General features: G+C 71.4%; 17 protein-coding genes. 11 read left to right on the top strand and 6 right to left on the bottom strand.

The window, feature by feature from the left end; genetic code table 11:
* Positions 1–6: 6 nt before the first annotated feature.
* The 4 genes from ACIBK3_RS29610 to ACIBK3_RS29595 all read left to right on the top strand — a co-directional run bounded on the left by ACIBK3_RS29610 (position 7) and on the right by ACIBK3_RS29595 (position 2698).
* Complete coding sequence (locus ACIBK3_RS29610) at positions 7–147, top strand: hypothetical protein (protein WP_399370461.1); 141 nt, start codon at positions 7–9, stop codon at positions 145–147.
* Between the two features lie 196 nt (positions 148–343).
* On the top strand, positions 344–1324 hold the full coding sequence (locus ACIBK3_RS29605) for an aldo/keto reductase (RefSeq protein WP_398658306.1): 981 nt from the start codon (positions 344–346) through the stop codon (positions 1322–1324).
* A gap of 90 nt (positions 1325–1414) precedes the next feature.
* Positions 1415–1954, top strand: coding sequence for an NAD(P)H-dependent oxidoreductase (locus ACIBK3_RS29600; RefSeq protein WP_399370460.1), 540 nt, complete (start codon positions 1415–1417; stop codon positions 1952–1954).
* Positions 1955–2071: 117 nt separating this feature from the next.
* Positions 2072–2698 (top strand): PadR family transcriptional regulator, encoded by a 627-nt coding sequence (locus ACIBK3_RS29595; RefSeq protein ID WP_399370459.1) that lies wholly within the window; start codon positions 2072–2074, stop codon positions 2696–2698.
* Positions 2699–2823: 125 nt separating this feature from the next.
* Here ACIBK3_RS29595 and ACIBK3_RS29590 read toward each other — a convergent pair whose 3' ends face one another.
* Positions 2824–3252 (bottom strand): SRPBCC family protein, encoded by a 429-nt coding sequence (locus tag ACIBK3_RS29590; protein WP_399370458.1) that lies wholly within the window; start codon positions 3250–3252, stop codon positions 2824–2826.
* 295 nt (positions 3253–3547) lie between these two features.
* Here ACIBK3_RS29590 and ACIBK3_RS29585 point away from each other — a divergent pair, with 295 nt between their 5' ends.
* From ACIBK3_RS29585 to ACIBK3_RS29575, 3 genes are all read left to right on the top strand, one after another.
* Positions 3548–4120, top strand: coding sequence for a Clp protease N-terminal domain-containing protein (locus ACIBK3_RS29585; protein WP_399370457.1), 573 nt, complete (start codon positions 3548–3550; stop codon positions 4118–4120).
* Positions 4121–4215: 95 nt separating this feature from the next.
* A complete protein-coding gene (locus ACIBK3_RS29580) occupies positions 4216–5220 on the top strand; it encodes an EamA family transporter (protein ID WP_399370456.1) in 1005 nt (334 codons plus the stop codon).
* 214 nt (positions 5221–5434) lie between these two features.
* Positions 5435–6382 carry a DMT family transporter gene (locus ACIBK3_RS29575; protein WP_399370455.1) on the top strand — a complete coding sequence of 316 codons (948 nt, stop codon included), beginning with the start codon at positions 5435–5437 and terminating at the stop codon, positions 6380–6382.
* 194 nt (positions 6383–6576) lie between these two features.
* Here ACIBK3_RS29575 and ACIBK3_RS29570 read toward each other — a convergent pair whose 3' ends face one another.
* A complete protein-coding gene (locus ACIBK3_RS29570; protein ID WP_399370502.1) occupies positions 6577–7257 on the bottom strand; it encodes a pyridoxamine 5'-phosphate oxidase family protein in 681 nt (226 codons plus the stop codon).
* A 35-nt stretch (positions 7258–7292) separates the two neighbouring features.
* Here ACIBK3_RS29570 and ACIBK3_RS29565 point away from each other — a divergent pair, with 35 nt between their 5' ends.
* A complete protein-coding gene (locus tag ACIBK3_RS29565; RefSeq protein ID WP_399370454.1) occupies positions 7293–8624 on the top strand; it encodes an aminotransferase class I/II-fold pyridoxal phosphate-dependent enzyme in 1332 nt (443 codons plus the stop codon).
* Positions 8625–8688: 64 nt separating this feature from the next.
* Here ACIBK3_RS29565 and ACIBK3_RS29560 read toward each other — a convergent pair whose 3' ends face one another.
* Positions 8689–9666 (bottom strand): DMT family transporter, encoded by a 978-nt coding sequence (locus tag ACIBK3_RS29560; protein ID WP_399370453.1) that lies wholly within the window; start codon positions 9664–9666, stop codon positions 8689–8691.
* 74 nt (positions 9667–9740) lie between these two features.
* Here ACIBK3_RS29560 and ACIBK3_RS29555 point away from each other — a divergent pair, with 74 nt between their 5' ends.
* Positions 9741–10643, top strand: a complete 903-nt coding sequence (locus ACIBK3_RS29555) for a LysR family transcriptional regulator (RefSeq protein ID WP_399370452.1) — start codon at positions 9741–9743, stop codon at positions 10641–10643.
* 1 nt (position 10644) lies between these two features.
* Here the strand turns inward: ACIBK3_RS29555 and ACIBK3_RS29550 are convergent, their stop codons facing one another.
* Positions 10645–11112 carry a pyridoxamine 5'-phosphate oxidase family protein gene (locus ACIBK3_RS29550; RefSeq protein ID WP_399370451.1) on the bottom strand — a complete coding sequence of 156 codons (468 nt, stop codon included), beginning with the start codon at positions 11110–11112 and terminating at the stop codon, positions 10645–10647.
* 135 nt (positions 11113–11247) lie between these two features.
* Here ACIBK3_RS29550 and ACIBK3_RS29545 point away from each other — a divergent pair, with 135 nt between their 5' ends.
* Positions 11248–11904: a cysteine hydrolase gene (locus ACIBK3_RS29545; protein ID WP_399370450.1), complete on the top strand. Its 657-nt coding sequence runs from the start codon at positions 11248–11250 to the stop codon at positions 11902–11904.
* Here ACIBK3_RS29545 and ACIBK3_RS29540 read toward each other — a convergent pair.
* Positions 11891–12388 carry a Rieske (2Fe-2S) protein gene (locus ACIBK3_RS29540; RefSeq protein WP_399370449.1) on the bottom strand — a complete coding sequence of 166 codons (498 nt, stop codon included), beginning with the start codon at positions 12386–12388 and terminating at the stop codon, positions 11891–11893. The two genes, ACIBK3_RS29545 and ACIBK3_RS29540, sit on opposite strands and share 14 nt — an antisense overlap.
* Before the next feature lie 577 nt (positions 12389–12965).
* Between ACIBK3_RS29540 and ACIBK3_RS29535 the strand changes: the two genes are divergently transcribed.
* Positions 12966–13859, top strand: coding sequence for an alpha/beta hydrolase (locus tag ACIBK3_RS29535; RefSeq protein WP_399370448.1), 894 nt, complete (start codon positions 12966–12968; stop codon positions 13857–13859).
* Here the strand turns inward: ACIBK3_RS29535 and ACIBK3_RS29530 are convergent.
* The gene (locus ACIBK3_RS29530) at positions 13849–14148 is read right to left on the bottom strand and encodes a hypothetical protein (protein WP_399370447.1); all 300 of its coding nucleotides are present in this window, start codon (positions 14146–14148) and stop codon (positions 13849–13851) included. The two genes, ACIBK3_RS29535 and ACIBK3_RS29530, sit on opposite strands and share 11 nt — an antisense overlap.
* Between the last annotated feature and the right edge of the window lie 20 nt (positions 14149–14168).

Raw genomic sequence — 14168 nt, 5'->3', positions numbered from 1 at the left:
GGCACCATGCCACTGAAAGGCGAGTACGAGCCGAGCACGGCGCAGTTCGTGCGCGACCAGGTCGAGCTGTTCGGGTCCTACGCCGAATACCAGAAGGACCGTGAGATCCCGGTCCTCGTGCTGGAGCCCGCGGCCCAGCGGCACTGACCCGGCACAGCCGGTTCAGCCCACCCATCCCCGCCACCCGTCACAGGCAACACCGGCCTGGCCCACGGCGACCCCGCGCCTGCGCAAATACGCCCCGGAGCACGGTCCGCCGACTGGTGGCGCACCGAACCGGTCATGGCACCCACAGTCCATGACCACCGACCGGCCTGGCGGCCGCTACGAAGAGGAGTATCTGATGAAGCACGTAACCCTGGGTGGGCTCGATGTCTCCCGCATCGGCCTGGGAGCCATGACCATGGCCGGCGTCTACACCACGGGCGGGGGACTCGATGACGCCGAGTCGATCCGCACCATCCACCGGGCGCTGGACCTTGGGGTCACCCACATCGACACCGCCGAGATCTACGGCCCCTTCCACAGCGAGGAACTCGTCGGCAAGGCCATCAAGGGCCGGCGCGACGACGTCGTCATCGCGACGAAGTTCGGCCTCGTCTCCCACGCCGGCGACGGCCCCGGCGTCATCGACAGCAGCCCCGCCAACGTGAAGACCGCCGTCGAAGGCTCGCTCCTGCGGCTCGGCACCGACCACATCGACCTCTACTACCAGCACCGCGTCGACCCGAACACGCCCATCGAGGAAACCGTCGGCGCGCTGGCCGAACTGGTCGCCGAGGGCAAGGTGCGCCACATCGGCCTCTCCGAGGCCGGCCCCGACACGATCCGCCGGGCACACGCCGTGCACCCGGTGGCCGCGCTGCAGACCGAATACTCGCTGTGGACGCGTGACGTCGAGGCCGAGATCCTCCCGCTGCTGCGCGAGCTCGGCATCGGCTTCGTGCCCTACTCGCCCCTCGGGCACGGCCTGCTGACCGGTCAGATCCGCACCGTCGACGACTTCACCGACGACGACTGGCGCAAGACCAACCCGCGGTTCACCGGCGAGAACTTCCAGCGCAACCTGCGCATCGTCGACGAAGTGCGGGCCATCGGCGCCGAGATCGGAGCCACCCCGGCCCAGACCGCGCTGGCATGGCTGCTGACCCGCGGCGACGACATCGCCCCCATCCCCGGCACCCGGCGGGTCTCCCGCGTCGAAGAGAACACCGCCGCCGACGCCGTCGAACTCACTCCCGCGCAGCTCGACCGCCTCAACAACCTCACTCCGGCCTCGGGCGAGCGCCACGACGAGGCCAACATGTCCAGCATCGACCGCTGACCGCTGACCGCTGAACGGTCACACCCGGCCAACGCGCGTCCGTTCACCCATCACTGATCACTGATCACTGATCACTGAAGAGGCTTTTTCATGTCCAAGGTTCTCCTTGTCGTAGGCCACCCCGACCTGTCCCAGTCGAAGGCCAACGCGGCGCTCGCGGACGCCGTCCGCGATCTGCCCCATGTCACCGTCCACGACCTCTACACCACCTACCCCGACTTCCAGATCGACGTCGCCGCGGAGCAGGCCCTGCTGGCCGAGCACGATGTGATCGTCTTCCAGCACCCGGTGTTCTGGTACAACACCACCCCGCTGTTCAAGCAGTGGCAGGACAAGGTCTTCACCCTTGGCTGGGCCTTCACCATGGACGGCTCCGCCTCGCAGCTGGCCGGCAAGAAGGCTGTCGTCGCCGTGACCACGGGCGTTCCTGGCGACCATTACACCCCCGAAGGCGCGAACGAGGCCACCATCGAGACTCTCCTCAGCAACTGGCACGCGACCCTGCGGCTGTGCCAGTTCGACATCCAGCCGATGGTCAAGCTGTACGGCACGGCTTTCGGCCTCTCCGACGAGGACCTGGCCACCGCCGCCAAGCAGTACAACGAACTGCTGGCCTCCTTCGCCGCCTGACCGCGCTCTCCGGGGACAGGTCAGACCGGTCGCATCGGGAGGGGGCTTGCCTTGCGAACGCTACCGATATATCGTTGAGGCATCGCGACAGATCAACGATGGAATGGAGTGATTGCGATGCGTTCCCACGGATACGAGCGTGGACACGGTGGCGCCGGTCGGCCCGGCGGCCGCGGTGGTTTCGAGGGCCGGCGCGGTGCCTTCGGGCCTTTCGGGCCCGGAGGGCCCGGTGGTCCCGGATTCGGCGGACCCGGCTTCGGAGCCGGCCCCTGGGGGCCCAGGGGTCGAGGCGGACCGCGGGGGAGGGCGCGGCGCGGTGACGTGCGCGCGTCGATCCTCGCCCTGCTGAAGGACCGGCCCATGCACGGTTACGAGATGATCCAGGAGATCGCCGAGCGCAGCGGCGGGGCATGGAAGCCCAGTCCCGGCTCGGTGTACCCCACCCTCCAACTGCTGGAGGACGAGGGGCTGATCGCCAGTGAGACCGAGGGCGGCAAGAAGCTGTTCTCCCTCACTGACACCGGCCGTACCGCGGCCGAGGAGGGGCCCGAGGCGCCCTGGGAGGAAGCCTCCCGCGGTGTCGACTGGGAGGCCCTCGGTGAGATCCGCCAGGCCGGTTTCGGTCTGATGGAGGCCTTCGGCCAGGTCTGGAAGACGGGCAGCAAGGAGCAGCGCGAGAAGGCGGTCGCCGTCATCAACGAGGCCCGCAAGAAGCTGTACCTGATCCTCGCCGACGAGGGCTGACCGTCGTACGGCGCCGGAAATCGGTGATCAGGACGGCGACTGGAAACGGCGGCAGGACAGGTGCCCCGCGGAGCGATCCGCGGGGCACCTTCGTGTGTACGGCCTCACGGCCCGGCGGGAACCCGTCAGCCCACCAGTCCCGACAGCTTGCGCAGCGACTCGTTCAGCGCGGCCGTCGCCGAGTCCTTCAGCTTGCCCGCCATCAGCGAGACCGCCGCACCCGTGAACTCGCCGTCGATGCGCACGGTCGTGGTGTCGCCCTCGGGGGTCAGGGTGTAGCGCGTGGCGACGGTCACAGCCATGGGCCCCTTGCCTCGGATGGCGAACAGCCGGGCCGGTTCCAGCTCCTCGATGGTCCACTCGACCTCGGCCGGGAAGCCCATGAGCTTCATGTTCTCCTCGAACGTCCCGCCCACCGCGAGGGTCTCGGGGCCGCCCTTGGGGAAACTGGTGTGGGTCGCGTTCCACTCGCCGTACCGGGGCCAGTCGGTGAGCCGGTCCCAGACCTTCTCCGCGGGCGCCGGGAGAGATGCCTCCGCGCTGACTTCGGCCATGCGACCACCCCTTCGTGTCGGGCTACGGTGTCGCGGAACGTAGCCGCAGCGGCCGCAATATTCAATACTGACGAACTGTCAGGAGTATCCGGGGCGTGAAGTGTCCCTGCCCGCCGTCAACGGCAAGCAGAGTCACCAGCCAGGGGAACAAGGCGGCGCGTGCCCCTCGGGGCAAAACGGCGTGATCTCATCCCTGAGGAGGAGATTCCGGCACCTGGGGTCCCCTTCCCGTGGGACGTGAAAATGCTTCCTCCCGTGGATGACCCGACAGGAAGGGACTGATGAGCTGGGAGATGTGCAACCCCGTATCCCCCGGCAGTCGGCCCACGAGCGCGACGGCCGGCGCCCGGCCCACACGGACGACGATGTCAGACTCAGCGACGAGCTGGCAGCGGTGGTCTCCGGTGCCCGCCGCAGGGCGCTCAGGGACGGGGACCGGCAGATCGACACCGCCCATCTGCTCCACTCGCTCCTGGAGTCGGATGCCGAGGTGCGTGCCCTCTTCGACGGCGAGGCCCAACTCGCGCGTCTCATGGGCTACCTCGTGCAGCGCAGCATCGGCTACGGGCTGCGCTGGCAGGGCAGCGTCGAGGACTCGGGCGCCGTACCGGTGGTGACACGCGGGGAGGGCCTGTCGCCGCTGGCCGCCGGGGCGATGGAGTACGCCCACGCGCGCGCCGCCGACCGTGGCGGCCGGGCCCTCGGTGTCGACCTCCTCGCCGCGATCGTCGCGGATCCGCAGGCGCGGGCCGTCGAGGTGCTGGGCCGCGCCGGGATCGACGCACGTGAGGTCCTGACCCGAGTCGACAGCCGTCTGTGGCGGGTCGCCCCGGCGTCGGGCGACAGTCGCCCACGGCGGACCTTCTGAGCTTCGGCCGCGTACAGCGGGAGTGCCCGGTGCCGGGTCCAGTCGCTCAGACAGGTGCCAACAGGGGTGACGCTCATGTCGGCGCCTGCCATCATGTGCCGGTGCATACGTCTGAGAGCAGTCAGGGCCGGCAGGGAAGGGGTATCGGGCTCGGTCTCGCGCTGGTGTCCGCGCTCGCCTTCGGCGGGTCCGGTGTCGCGGCCAAGCCGCTGATCGAGGCCGGACTCGACCCGCTCCACGTGGTGTGGCTGCGCGTGGCGGGTGGCGCCCTGGTGATGCTCCCGGTCGCCGTCCGGCACCGCGGGCTGCCGCGCCGCCGGCCCGCCCTGCTCGCCGGGTTCGGTCTGCTCGCCGTGGCCGGTGTCCAGGCCTGCTACTTCGCCGCGATCTCCCGGATCCCCGTCGGAGTCGCCCTGCTCGTCGAGTACCTCGCGCCCGCGCTGGTGCTCGGCTGGGTGCGGCTCGTGCAACGGCGGCCGGTGACGCGGGCCGCCGCGCTCGGCGTGGTCCTCGCGGTGGGCGGCCTCGCCTGTGTCGTGGAGGTCTGGTCGGGCCTCAGCTTCGACGTGCTCGGACTGCTGCTCGCGCTCGGCGCCGCCTGCTGCCAGGTCGGCTACTTCGTCCTGTCCGACCAGGGCAGCGACTCGGGAGACCAGGCACCCGACCCGCTCGGGGTCATCGCGTACGGCCTCCTCGTCGGCGCCGCCGTGCTCACAGTCGTCGCGCGCCCCTGGAACCTGGACTGGTCGCTCCTCGCCCACACCGCCGACATGGACGGCACCCCGGTCGCGGCCGGTCTGCTGCTGGGCTGGATCGTGCTCGTCGCCACGGTCCTCGCCTACGTCACCGGCGTGCTGGCGGTGCGCCGGCTCTCCCCGCAGGTCGCCGGGGTCGTGGCGTGTCTGGAGGCGGTCCTGGCGACGGTGCTCGCCTGGATCCTGCTCGGCGAGCACCTCTCGGCGCCACAGATCATCGGTGGTGCGGTCGTCCTGGCCGGCGCGTTCATCGCGCAGTCGTCGGCGCCCGCCCGCGGCTCGGCGGAGCCGGTGGCAGGCGGGGGCGGCGAAAAGGAATGGTCGTCCCGGGGGACCGCCGCCTAGGCTGCCGATCATGCATTCCGACGCACTCGTTCTTCCGCCGCCGGCCGCCTGAGGCGGGCCCTCCGGAAACCACGCCCCGCGCGTCGCGGGGCGTGACGGTGCTGCCCGCAGAAGAAGTCCGTGGACCCCGCCGAGCGGGCGTCCTTCCCGAACTTCAGCGCCGGGCGTGCCTCTGCGAAGGACGCGCCCTGCGCGCGTCCGCGGAGAGAATCACGTGTCGAATGCCGCTGTCGGCCTGCCCGTCGGGCGAGGCCTTGCCTATCTGATCGTCGCCGGTGTCGCCTGGGGCACCGCGGGTGCGGCCGGCTCCCTGGCCTACCGGGCCAGTGACATCGGGCCCGTCGCCCTGTCCTTCTGGCGCTGCGCCGCCGGACTCGTACTGCTGGCGGCCGCCCGCCTGCTGCGTCCATGCGCCCGGGCCGCCGTCACGCAGCCCCTGCGGCGCAGGGCGCTGCGGGCCGGTGCCACCGGTGTCGGGCTGGCCGTGTTCCAGACGGCCTACTTCGCGGCCGTCGCCGCCACCGGTCTCGCCGTGGCCACCGTCGTCACCCTCGGCGCCGGTCCGGTCCTCATCGCGCTCGGCGCGCGGCTGACCCTGGGGGAGCGGCTCGGGCGGGGCGGGATCGTCGCCGTCGCCGTGGCGCTCGCCGGGCTCGGGGTGCTGACCCTCGGCGGCGGGGGCGCGACCGTACGCCCGTGGGGTGTCCTGCTGGGGCTGCTGTCGGCGGCCGGGTGCTGTGTGATGACGCTGCTCACCCGCCGGTGGGGCCGCGACGGCGGAGTGGACGCCGCGGGTACGTCCGTGGCGGCGTTCACCGTCACCAGCCTGTGCCTGCTGCCGTTCGCCCTGGCCGAGGGTCTGGTGCCGCACACCGCCGAACCGGGCCGGCTGCTGTGCCTGGTGGCCTACATCGCGGCGGTCCCCACGGCGCTCGCCTACGCCCTGTACTTCGCGGCCGCCGCCGTCGTACGGCCCGCCATCGTGTCCGTGATCATGCTGCTGGAGCCGGTGAGCGCGGCGGTGCTCGCCGTCGTCCTGTTGGGGGAGCGGCTCACCGCCCCGACGCTCGCCGGGACCGTGCTGCTGCTCGCCTCGGTCGCGGGGCTCGCGGTGGCGGAGGCCCGGGGCGGCGCGGCGGACGAGGAGCCGGTGCTCGTGTGACGGGGTGATGGGAAGGGGCCCTTCGCGTACGTCCGGAGGGATCCCTCGTACGCCCGGAGGGGCCCTTCGTACGTCCGGAGGGAACCCCTCGTACGTCCGGAGGGGCCCCTCGTATGTACGAAGGGCCCCTCCGGACACCCGGAGGAACCCCTCGAAAGCCCGGAGGGCTCGCGAACACCCTCAGGATCCCCGCCTCACAACATCGACAGATAGTCCGGGAGTTCGGTGCCGGGGGCCAGGCCGGCGTCGGCGACCGGGGTGTCGTAGCCCTTGCGGAGCGGAACGACGCCGGCCCAGTGCGGGAGGGCGAGATCCTCGGGTTCGTCGTTGACGCCGCCGGTGCGGAGCTTGGCGGAGACCTCGTTCAGGTCGAGGCGGATCACGGCGGTGGCCGCGAGTTCCTTCTTGTTGGCGGGCCGGGAATCGGCGGCCCGGCCGGGGACGACCTGGTCGACCAGCGTGTCCAGGGCGGTCCGCTTCTCCTCGGGGTCGGTCACGTCGTGGGCGACCCCGTGTACCACCACGGAGCGGTAGTTGATCGAGTGGTGGAATGCCGAGCGGGCCAGGATCAGCGCGTCCACATGCGTGACGGTCAGGCACACCGGCAGGCCCGGGTCGGCCTGTCCCGTCATCCGCAGCGGACGCGAGCCGGTCGAGCCGTGGACGTAGAGCCGCTCGCCGGCCCGGGCGTACAGCGTGGGCAGGACGACCGGCGCGCCGTCGCGGACGAAGCCGAGGTGGCAGACGTAACCCTCGTCGAGTATCGCGTGCACCAGGTCCTTGTCGTAGGCGGCCCGGTCGGGGGAGCGTGTGGGGACCGTACGGTCGGTGGCGGCGTAGGCGGCGGGCGGCGTCGTCTGCGGGGTGCCCTGCATGGCGGTCTCCATTGTACTAGTGCATAATGGTCTTTGTGCTAGGAGAATATCCGATCGAAGGCCGGCGTGCGGCGGACATTTCCGCCAGCGTCGAGCGCGCGGTGGGCGCCGGTGAGCTGGAGCCGGGCCAACTGCTGCCACCCATGCGCGAGTTGGCGGCGATGCTCGGCGTGAACCCGAACACGGTCGCTGCCGCCTACCGCACGTTGCGCGAGCGCGGGGTCATCGAGACCGCCGGACGCCGGGGCAGCCGAGTGCGGCCCAAGCCGGCCACGACGAGTCGCGAGATGACCCGCGCCGACGTACCGGCAGGGGTGCGCGACCTGTCCGACGGCAATCCCGACCCCGCCCTGCTGCCGCCGCTCGCGCGGGCGTTCGCGGCGGCGGCCGAACAGGGCGACCGGCAGCCGGTGCTGTACGGTGCCGAGCCCGTTGAGCCGGAGCTGGCGCGGCTCGCCCGGGCCGGCCTCGACGCGGACGGCGTACCGGCCGGACCGCTCACCGTGGCCTCCGGATCGCTGGACGCCGTCGAACGCGTCCTCGCCGCGCACCTCAAACCGGGCGACGGCGTCGCGGTCGAGGACCCGGGCTGGGGCCGGACCCTCGATCTCGTTCCGGCACTCGGCCTGCGTACGCTCTCCGTCGGCGTCGACGACGAGGGGCCGCTGCCCGACGACCTGCGTACCGCCCTGGCTGCGGGCGCGCGAGCCGTCGTCATCACCGACCGCGCGCAGAACCCCACCGGGGCCTCCCTGAGCGCCCGGCGGGCGCGCGCCCTGCGTGCCGTCCTCAAGGCGCACCCCGAGACGCTGCTGATCGAGGACGACCACGGCCACGGCATCGTCGACCTGCCGCTGCACCCGCTGGCCGGCGTGACACACCACTGGACCTTCGTCCGCTCGGTCGCCAAGGCCTACGGCCCCGACCTGCGGCTCGCCGTGCTCACCGGGGACACCGTCACCGTCGACCGGGTGCGCGGGCGGCAACGCCTGGGGCCGGGCTGGGTGAGCCTGCTGACGCAGCGGGCCGTGGTCCGGCTGTGGGCCGACGGCGCCGTGGACGGACCGGCGGTGGCGGCTGCCTACCGGAGCCGGCGGGAGGCGCTGATCGACGCCCTCGCCGAGCGCGGCGTCTCGGCCCACGGGCGCAGCGGCATGAACGTGTGGGTCCCGGTTCCCGACGAGACCGGTGCTGTCGCCCGTCTGCTGCACTCCGGCTGGGCCGTCGCACCCGGCGCCCGCTTCCGGATGAGCGCGGCCCCCGGCATCCGCATCACGGTCTCGACCCTCACCGCCGAGGAGGCCGGCCCGCTCGCGGACGCGATCGCCTCCGCGGTGGGGCCGGCCCCGATGCGCAGCTATGTCTAGGCTCCGCTCGTGCCCTGTGTCCAGGACTCCGGCCTGGAGTCATGGCCACGGTTGCACTTGTCGGTCATGGGCGGTGCCGGCGATCCGGCTGTTGACCCGCCTTCGGCCTGATCTGAGTGAGCGCCGCACCCGCCAGCACGATCGCCGCGCCGACCGGTGTCGACCAGCTCAGCGACTCGCCCAGGACCGCGACACCGGCGGCCGTCGCGACGACCGGGATGAAGTACGTGACCATCTGGGCGGTCGTGGGGCCGACCTCGGCGACCACGCCGTACTGGACGAGTACGGCGAGCCCCGTGCCGAGGGCTCCCAGCGCGGCTGTGGCGAGCAGCGGGACCAGCGGGAAGTGGCCCGGAACGCTCGTGAACAGCGGGGTGACGACCGCCAGTTGGAGCGTTGCCAGCAGTAGCTGGGCACCGGTCAGGGACAGGTTCGAGTGGTTGGAGCCGGCCAGGGTGCGGCGGACGTATATCCAGCCGACCGGGTAGCTGAGGGAGGCCAGCAGGGCCATCGCGGTGCCCGCGGCGTCCAGGCCCTGGAAGCCCTGCCAGGCGCCGAGAACCGTCAGGACGCCCAGGAAGCCGAGGCCGAGACCCGCGACCCGGACGCGCGTGGGCCGGTCTTCGGAGAGGGCGACCAGGGACAGTGCCATGCCCCACAGCGGCGAGGTCGCGTTGCAGACGCCGGCGAGGGTGGACGGGATGGTCAGCTCGGCGTAGGCGAACAGCGAGAACGGCAGCGCGTTGAGCAGAAAGGCGGCGACCGCCAGATGCGCCCAGGTGCGTGTGCCCCGCGGCAGCCGCTCCCGCCTGACCGCCATCGCCGCGGCGAGCACCACCGTGCCGAACACCAGGCGACCGAGCGTGACCTGGAAGGGGGCGTACCCGCCGGTGCCCACCTTGATGAGCAGGAAACTGAAGCCCCAGACGAGGGACAGGGCGCCGAAACGCAGCCGCCAGTCCAGAGTCGGACGAGAACGAGGACGAGGACGAGGGTGGCGACGACGAACGGCGGAGGTGGAGGTGGAGGTCGCGGTGGTCATGCGGACAACGATGACCGGGACGATCTCGTAGGACAATCGAGATTTTTCGAGGAGTACCTCGTAGTATCGCTTACATGTTGAACCTGGAGCGCCTGCGCACCCTGGACGCCCTCGCCCGGCACGGCTCGGTCAGCGGCGCCGCCGAGGGGCTGCACATCACGACCTCGGCCGTCTCGCAGCAGATGTCCAAGCTGGAGCGGGAGGTCGGACAGCAACTCCTGGCCAAGAACGGGCGCGGAGTGCGGCTCACGGACGCGGGCCGGCTGCTCGCCGACCATGCGGCGCGCATCCTGTCGCAGGTCGAAGTCGCCCAGTCGGACCTGGAGGCGCAGCGCGGCCAGGTCGTCGGCGAGCTGCGGCTGGCCGCCTTCCCGACCGCTCTGCGGGGGCTGTTCCCCGACGCGCTCACCGGCCTGCGCGCCGCCCACCCGGCGCTGCGCCTGAGCTCGCGGGAACTGGAGCCCGAGGACGGGGTCAACGCCGTGCTCCGGGGCGACGCCGACGTCGCGGTCGTCCTGGACTGGTACAACAAGCCGCTGCCCATGCCGCAGGGCCTCGCCAAGGCGTCGATCCTCGACGACCCCGTGGAGATCGCCATGGCCGAGAACCACCCGCTCGCCGACCGCGACGAGGTCGACCTGGAGGACTTCGCGGAGGACGAGTGGGTCGCCTGGCCGGAGGGCGAGTTCTGTCACGAGTGGCTGCTCTACACGTTGCGCGCCAAGGGCATGGAGCCCCGGATCGCCCACCGCGCCGAGGAAAGCCACACCCAGCTCGCGCTGGTCGCCGCCGGGCTGGGCGTCTGCGTCGCGCCCCGGCTCGGCCGCGACCCGATGCCGGCCGGGGTGCGGGCGGTGCCGGTGCGGCCCCGCGTGCACCGGTACATCTACGCGGTGTGGCGGGCGGACGCCGACCGCCGCCCGTCGATCCGGGCGGCGGTCGAGGCCCTGCGCACCGCCGCCGAGAAGGTCGGGTGAATCAGGCCGGCCCCAGCTTCCGGAAGTCCCAGGAGACGATCTTCTCCGGCGTCAGCCGTATCCACGCGTGCCGGCCGTCGTGCGGCATCTCCTCCAGGTGGAAGTTCTTCCGCGCGAACAACGTCTCCGGCAGGTCGAGCTCCGCGCACAGCTCCCCGGTGCGCGGAGCCTCGCCCACGAAGTCCACGGCCCCGGACAACTCGACGCCGCGCAGCTCGTCGTACTCCTCACCCGTGTCGACCACGATCGCGACCCGTGGATCGCGCCGCAGATCGGTCCAGCGTTTGCTGCGCACCACCGAGTACAGCCACATCGAGGTGCCGTCCCAGGCGAACCAGAGGGTGCTGACATGCGGGGCGCCGCTCGCGGACACGGTGGCGACCCGGCAGGTGCGCTGGCTGGTGAGGAACTCGTCCAGCTCGCCCGGCGTCATCATGATCTTCCGGCCCCGGCGCTGCGTGACGGTCATACGGCCCCCTCTTTCTCTCACGTCGTGTCACAGGAGATCCTCTGACATCACGTCAGAAAACGATGGGACGTCTTCCGCCCCCACGCAAGGATGGCTAGTCTCACCGCCCCACACCCTCCAAGGCCAGGGGGAGCCGTGCCTTCGTACGAACAGCTCAGCGAACTCCTCGATCCGGCGACGACGGTCCTGCTCACCGTCGAGTGCCAGCAGGGCGTGGTCGGACCCGACAGCGCCCTGCCCGAACTCGCCGAGGAGGCACGCACCTCCGGCACCCTCGCCAACGTGGCGCGCCTGGTCGCCGCGGCGCACGACAGCGGCGTCCAGGTAATCCACGCGATCGCCGAGCGCCGCCCGGACGGCCGGGGCGCGAGCCGAAACGCCCGCCTCTTCCGTGCCGCCGAGCGGCTGCCCGTCCAGCAGCTGTCCGGCACCACGGCGGTCCGTGTCGCGGCCCCCATCGAGGTCACCGAGGACGACTTCGTCGTACGACGGCTGCACGGGCTGTCGCCGATCCAGGGCACCGAGGTGGACGCGCTGCTGCGCAACCTCGGCTGCCGAACACTGGTCGTGACCGGCGTCTCCGCCAACGTGGCGATCCCCAACGCGGTGTTCGACGGCGTCAACCGCGGCTATACCGTCGTCGTGCCGACGGACGCCGTCGCCGGGGTGCCCTCCGACTACACCCCGGCGATGGTGCGCCACACCCTCGCGCTGGTCGCCACGGTCGCGACCACGGACGAGGTGCTGGGCTGCTTCGCCCGGCCCCGGCGCGCACGCGTCACGCCAGCGTGATCGAGTCCCCGCTCACGCTGATCTGCTCGGCGGGCAGCGGCTGCGTCGCGGGCCCCTTCTTCACACTGCCGTCGGTCACGGAGAACTCGCTCTTGTGGCAGGGACAGACGATCACGCCGTTGGCGATGCTGGCCACCGCGCAGCCCTGGTGCGTGCACTTCGACGAGAACGCCTTGTAGGTGCCGGCTGTCGGCTGGGTGACCACCACGCCCTGGTCCTTGAAGATCTTGCCGCCGCCCTCGGGGATGTCCGAGGTCTTCGCCAGGGCGGTGCCGCCGGAGCCGGACGAGGCGCTGCTGCCCGAACCGGAGCCGCCGCCGCTCGCGTTCGCGCCGGCCTGGGTGTCCGAGGAGTCGACCGAGGAACTGTCGTCGGAGGATCCGCACGCGGTCAGCGCGACGGCGAGTCCGGCCGCGCCGACCGCCGCCACGACAGTACGGCGGGCGGGCGCCGGAGCGGGGGGAAGCGATTCGCTGGTCGTCATGCTGACGTTCCCTTCATTGCGAGCTTCGTGCGTGTGCAGGGGGGTACGGCCTGCGGGCACCGGTTGTTCAGACGATGTCGAGATCTAAACGTGTTCGAGATCAGAGGGAGGTAAGCCAGAGCTGTCGCTTCGCTGTCGACCGGTAACCCGGGGTGACGCCGACGGTGAACGCCGTGCCCTGCCGGGCTGGACCAGGGCGAACTGCTGACCTGCTCCACGACCTCCTCCGGGTGGCCGTTCGCCGCCCTCGTACGCCACAGGCGTGCCCAGGGGGCGCCGATCACCTTCATGGCCTTGGGGAAAGCGCCATGGTCCCTGACGGCCGGCCGGAGAGCGGCGGCGCCGACCACGTCGGCACTGGCGGATCGCCTGCTCGGTCGAGGGCGTCCGGGACCGGCTGTGCCGCCAGAGGAAGCAGGGGGCCGGGGAGGGCGGGGCGCCGGTCAGGGGGAGCCCCGTCTCTCCTTCGCCTGCCGCTTCCGATCGCGACGGGTGGGATCGCCGTTGTGCAACGCAAGGCGATGGTCCATCATCAGGAATCCTGTTATTTTAAGTTTGTAGCGACCAGAGGTGAGCCATGCCGTTCAGCCAGAGAATCCAGGCCAGAGGGATCCAGCTGCTGCTCGGCGGCATGATGAGCCGCGTGCACAAGGACCTGCGCTTCACCGACATCCCGAAGCAGACGGAACCTCTCCGGGTGGAGACCGGCGCCGGACCGGTGAACTGCACCGTCTACCGTCCGACGGACAGCACCGGGACCCCCGCCCCGGTGTACGTCAACTTCCACGGCGGTGGCTTCATCGTCGGCCGCCCTGAGCAGGACGACCACATCTGCCGCTACATAGCCGCCATGGCCGGCTGCGTCGTGATCAATGTCGACTACGCCGTCGCCCCGCAGCGGCCGTACCCCGCAGCGGTCACCCAGGCGTACGACGTGACCGCGTGGGTCGCCGACAACGGCCCCGTCAACAACTGGGACGGCTCGCGACTTGCCGTGGGCGGACACAGTGCCGGGGCCAACCTGACCGCCGCCGTGTGCCGACTGGCCCGTGAGCGAGGCACCTTCTCGCCGCTACTCCAGATCCTCGACTCCGCGCCGGTCGACATGGTCACCGATCCCGCGGCCAAGCAGTCTCCCCTCGCCAAGCCGCTGCTCAACCCCCACCTCATGCGCGTCTTCACCGGCGCCTATGTCACGGACCCTGCCGACGTCGCCCATCCCCTCGTCTCTCCCGCGCTGGCCGACGACCTCGCCGGACTGCCGCCCGCCTTGGTCATCACCGCGGAGAACGACCGCCTGCGCGACGAGGGCGACGCCTACGCCAAGGCCCTGGACGCCGAGGGCGTCCTGGTCACCCACCGCGTGTTCCAGGGCGTCGACCACTACTTCACGCACACCGGCCCGGTGCCGGCCGGCAAGGAGGCCATCGAGTTGATGGCCGCCACCCTGCGCACCGCACTCAGCGCCTGACGAGCCGTTGATACGCCGGGTTCGGCACGCCCCCTTGGTGAATCCTCGGGCATTGCCCGGGGCGGTCCACTGCTTCAGCTGCGATCGCCCAGTTGGCCAGGTCTCCGGTCGCGGAGACCGACGTGGTGGTCGCGGGCCAAGACGGCGATGGACTGGCCGCGGTGAGGTCCACCACGCAGAACGCGCCGTCGTGGATGCGCGGGGCGAGGCGGTCGCGGTGGAGGACGTCGGGCACGTCGAGGAAGTGCCCGGTGCCGCGTAGGAGGCGGAACATCTCGGTGATGTGCACGACGGCCAGAAAGGAGGGCC

It is taken from the genome of Streptomyces sp. NPDC050287, assembly GCF_044459385.1.
Taxonomy (GTDB): Bacteria; Actinomycetota; Actinomycetes; order Streptomycetales; family Streptomycetaceae; genus Streptomyces.
Note: the sequence above shows the minus strand (reverse complement) of the source record. Positions and strands in the feature narration are given on the sequence as shown.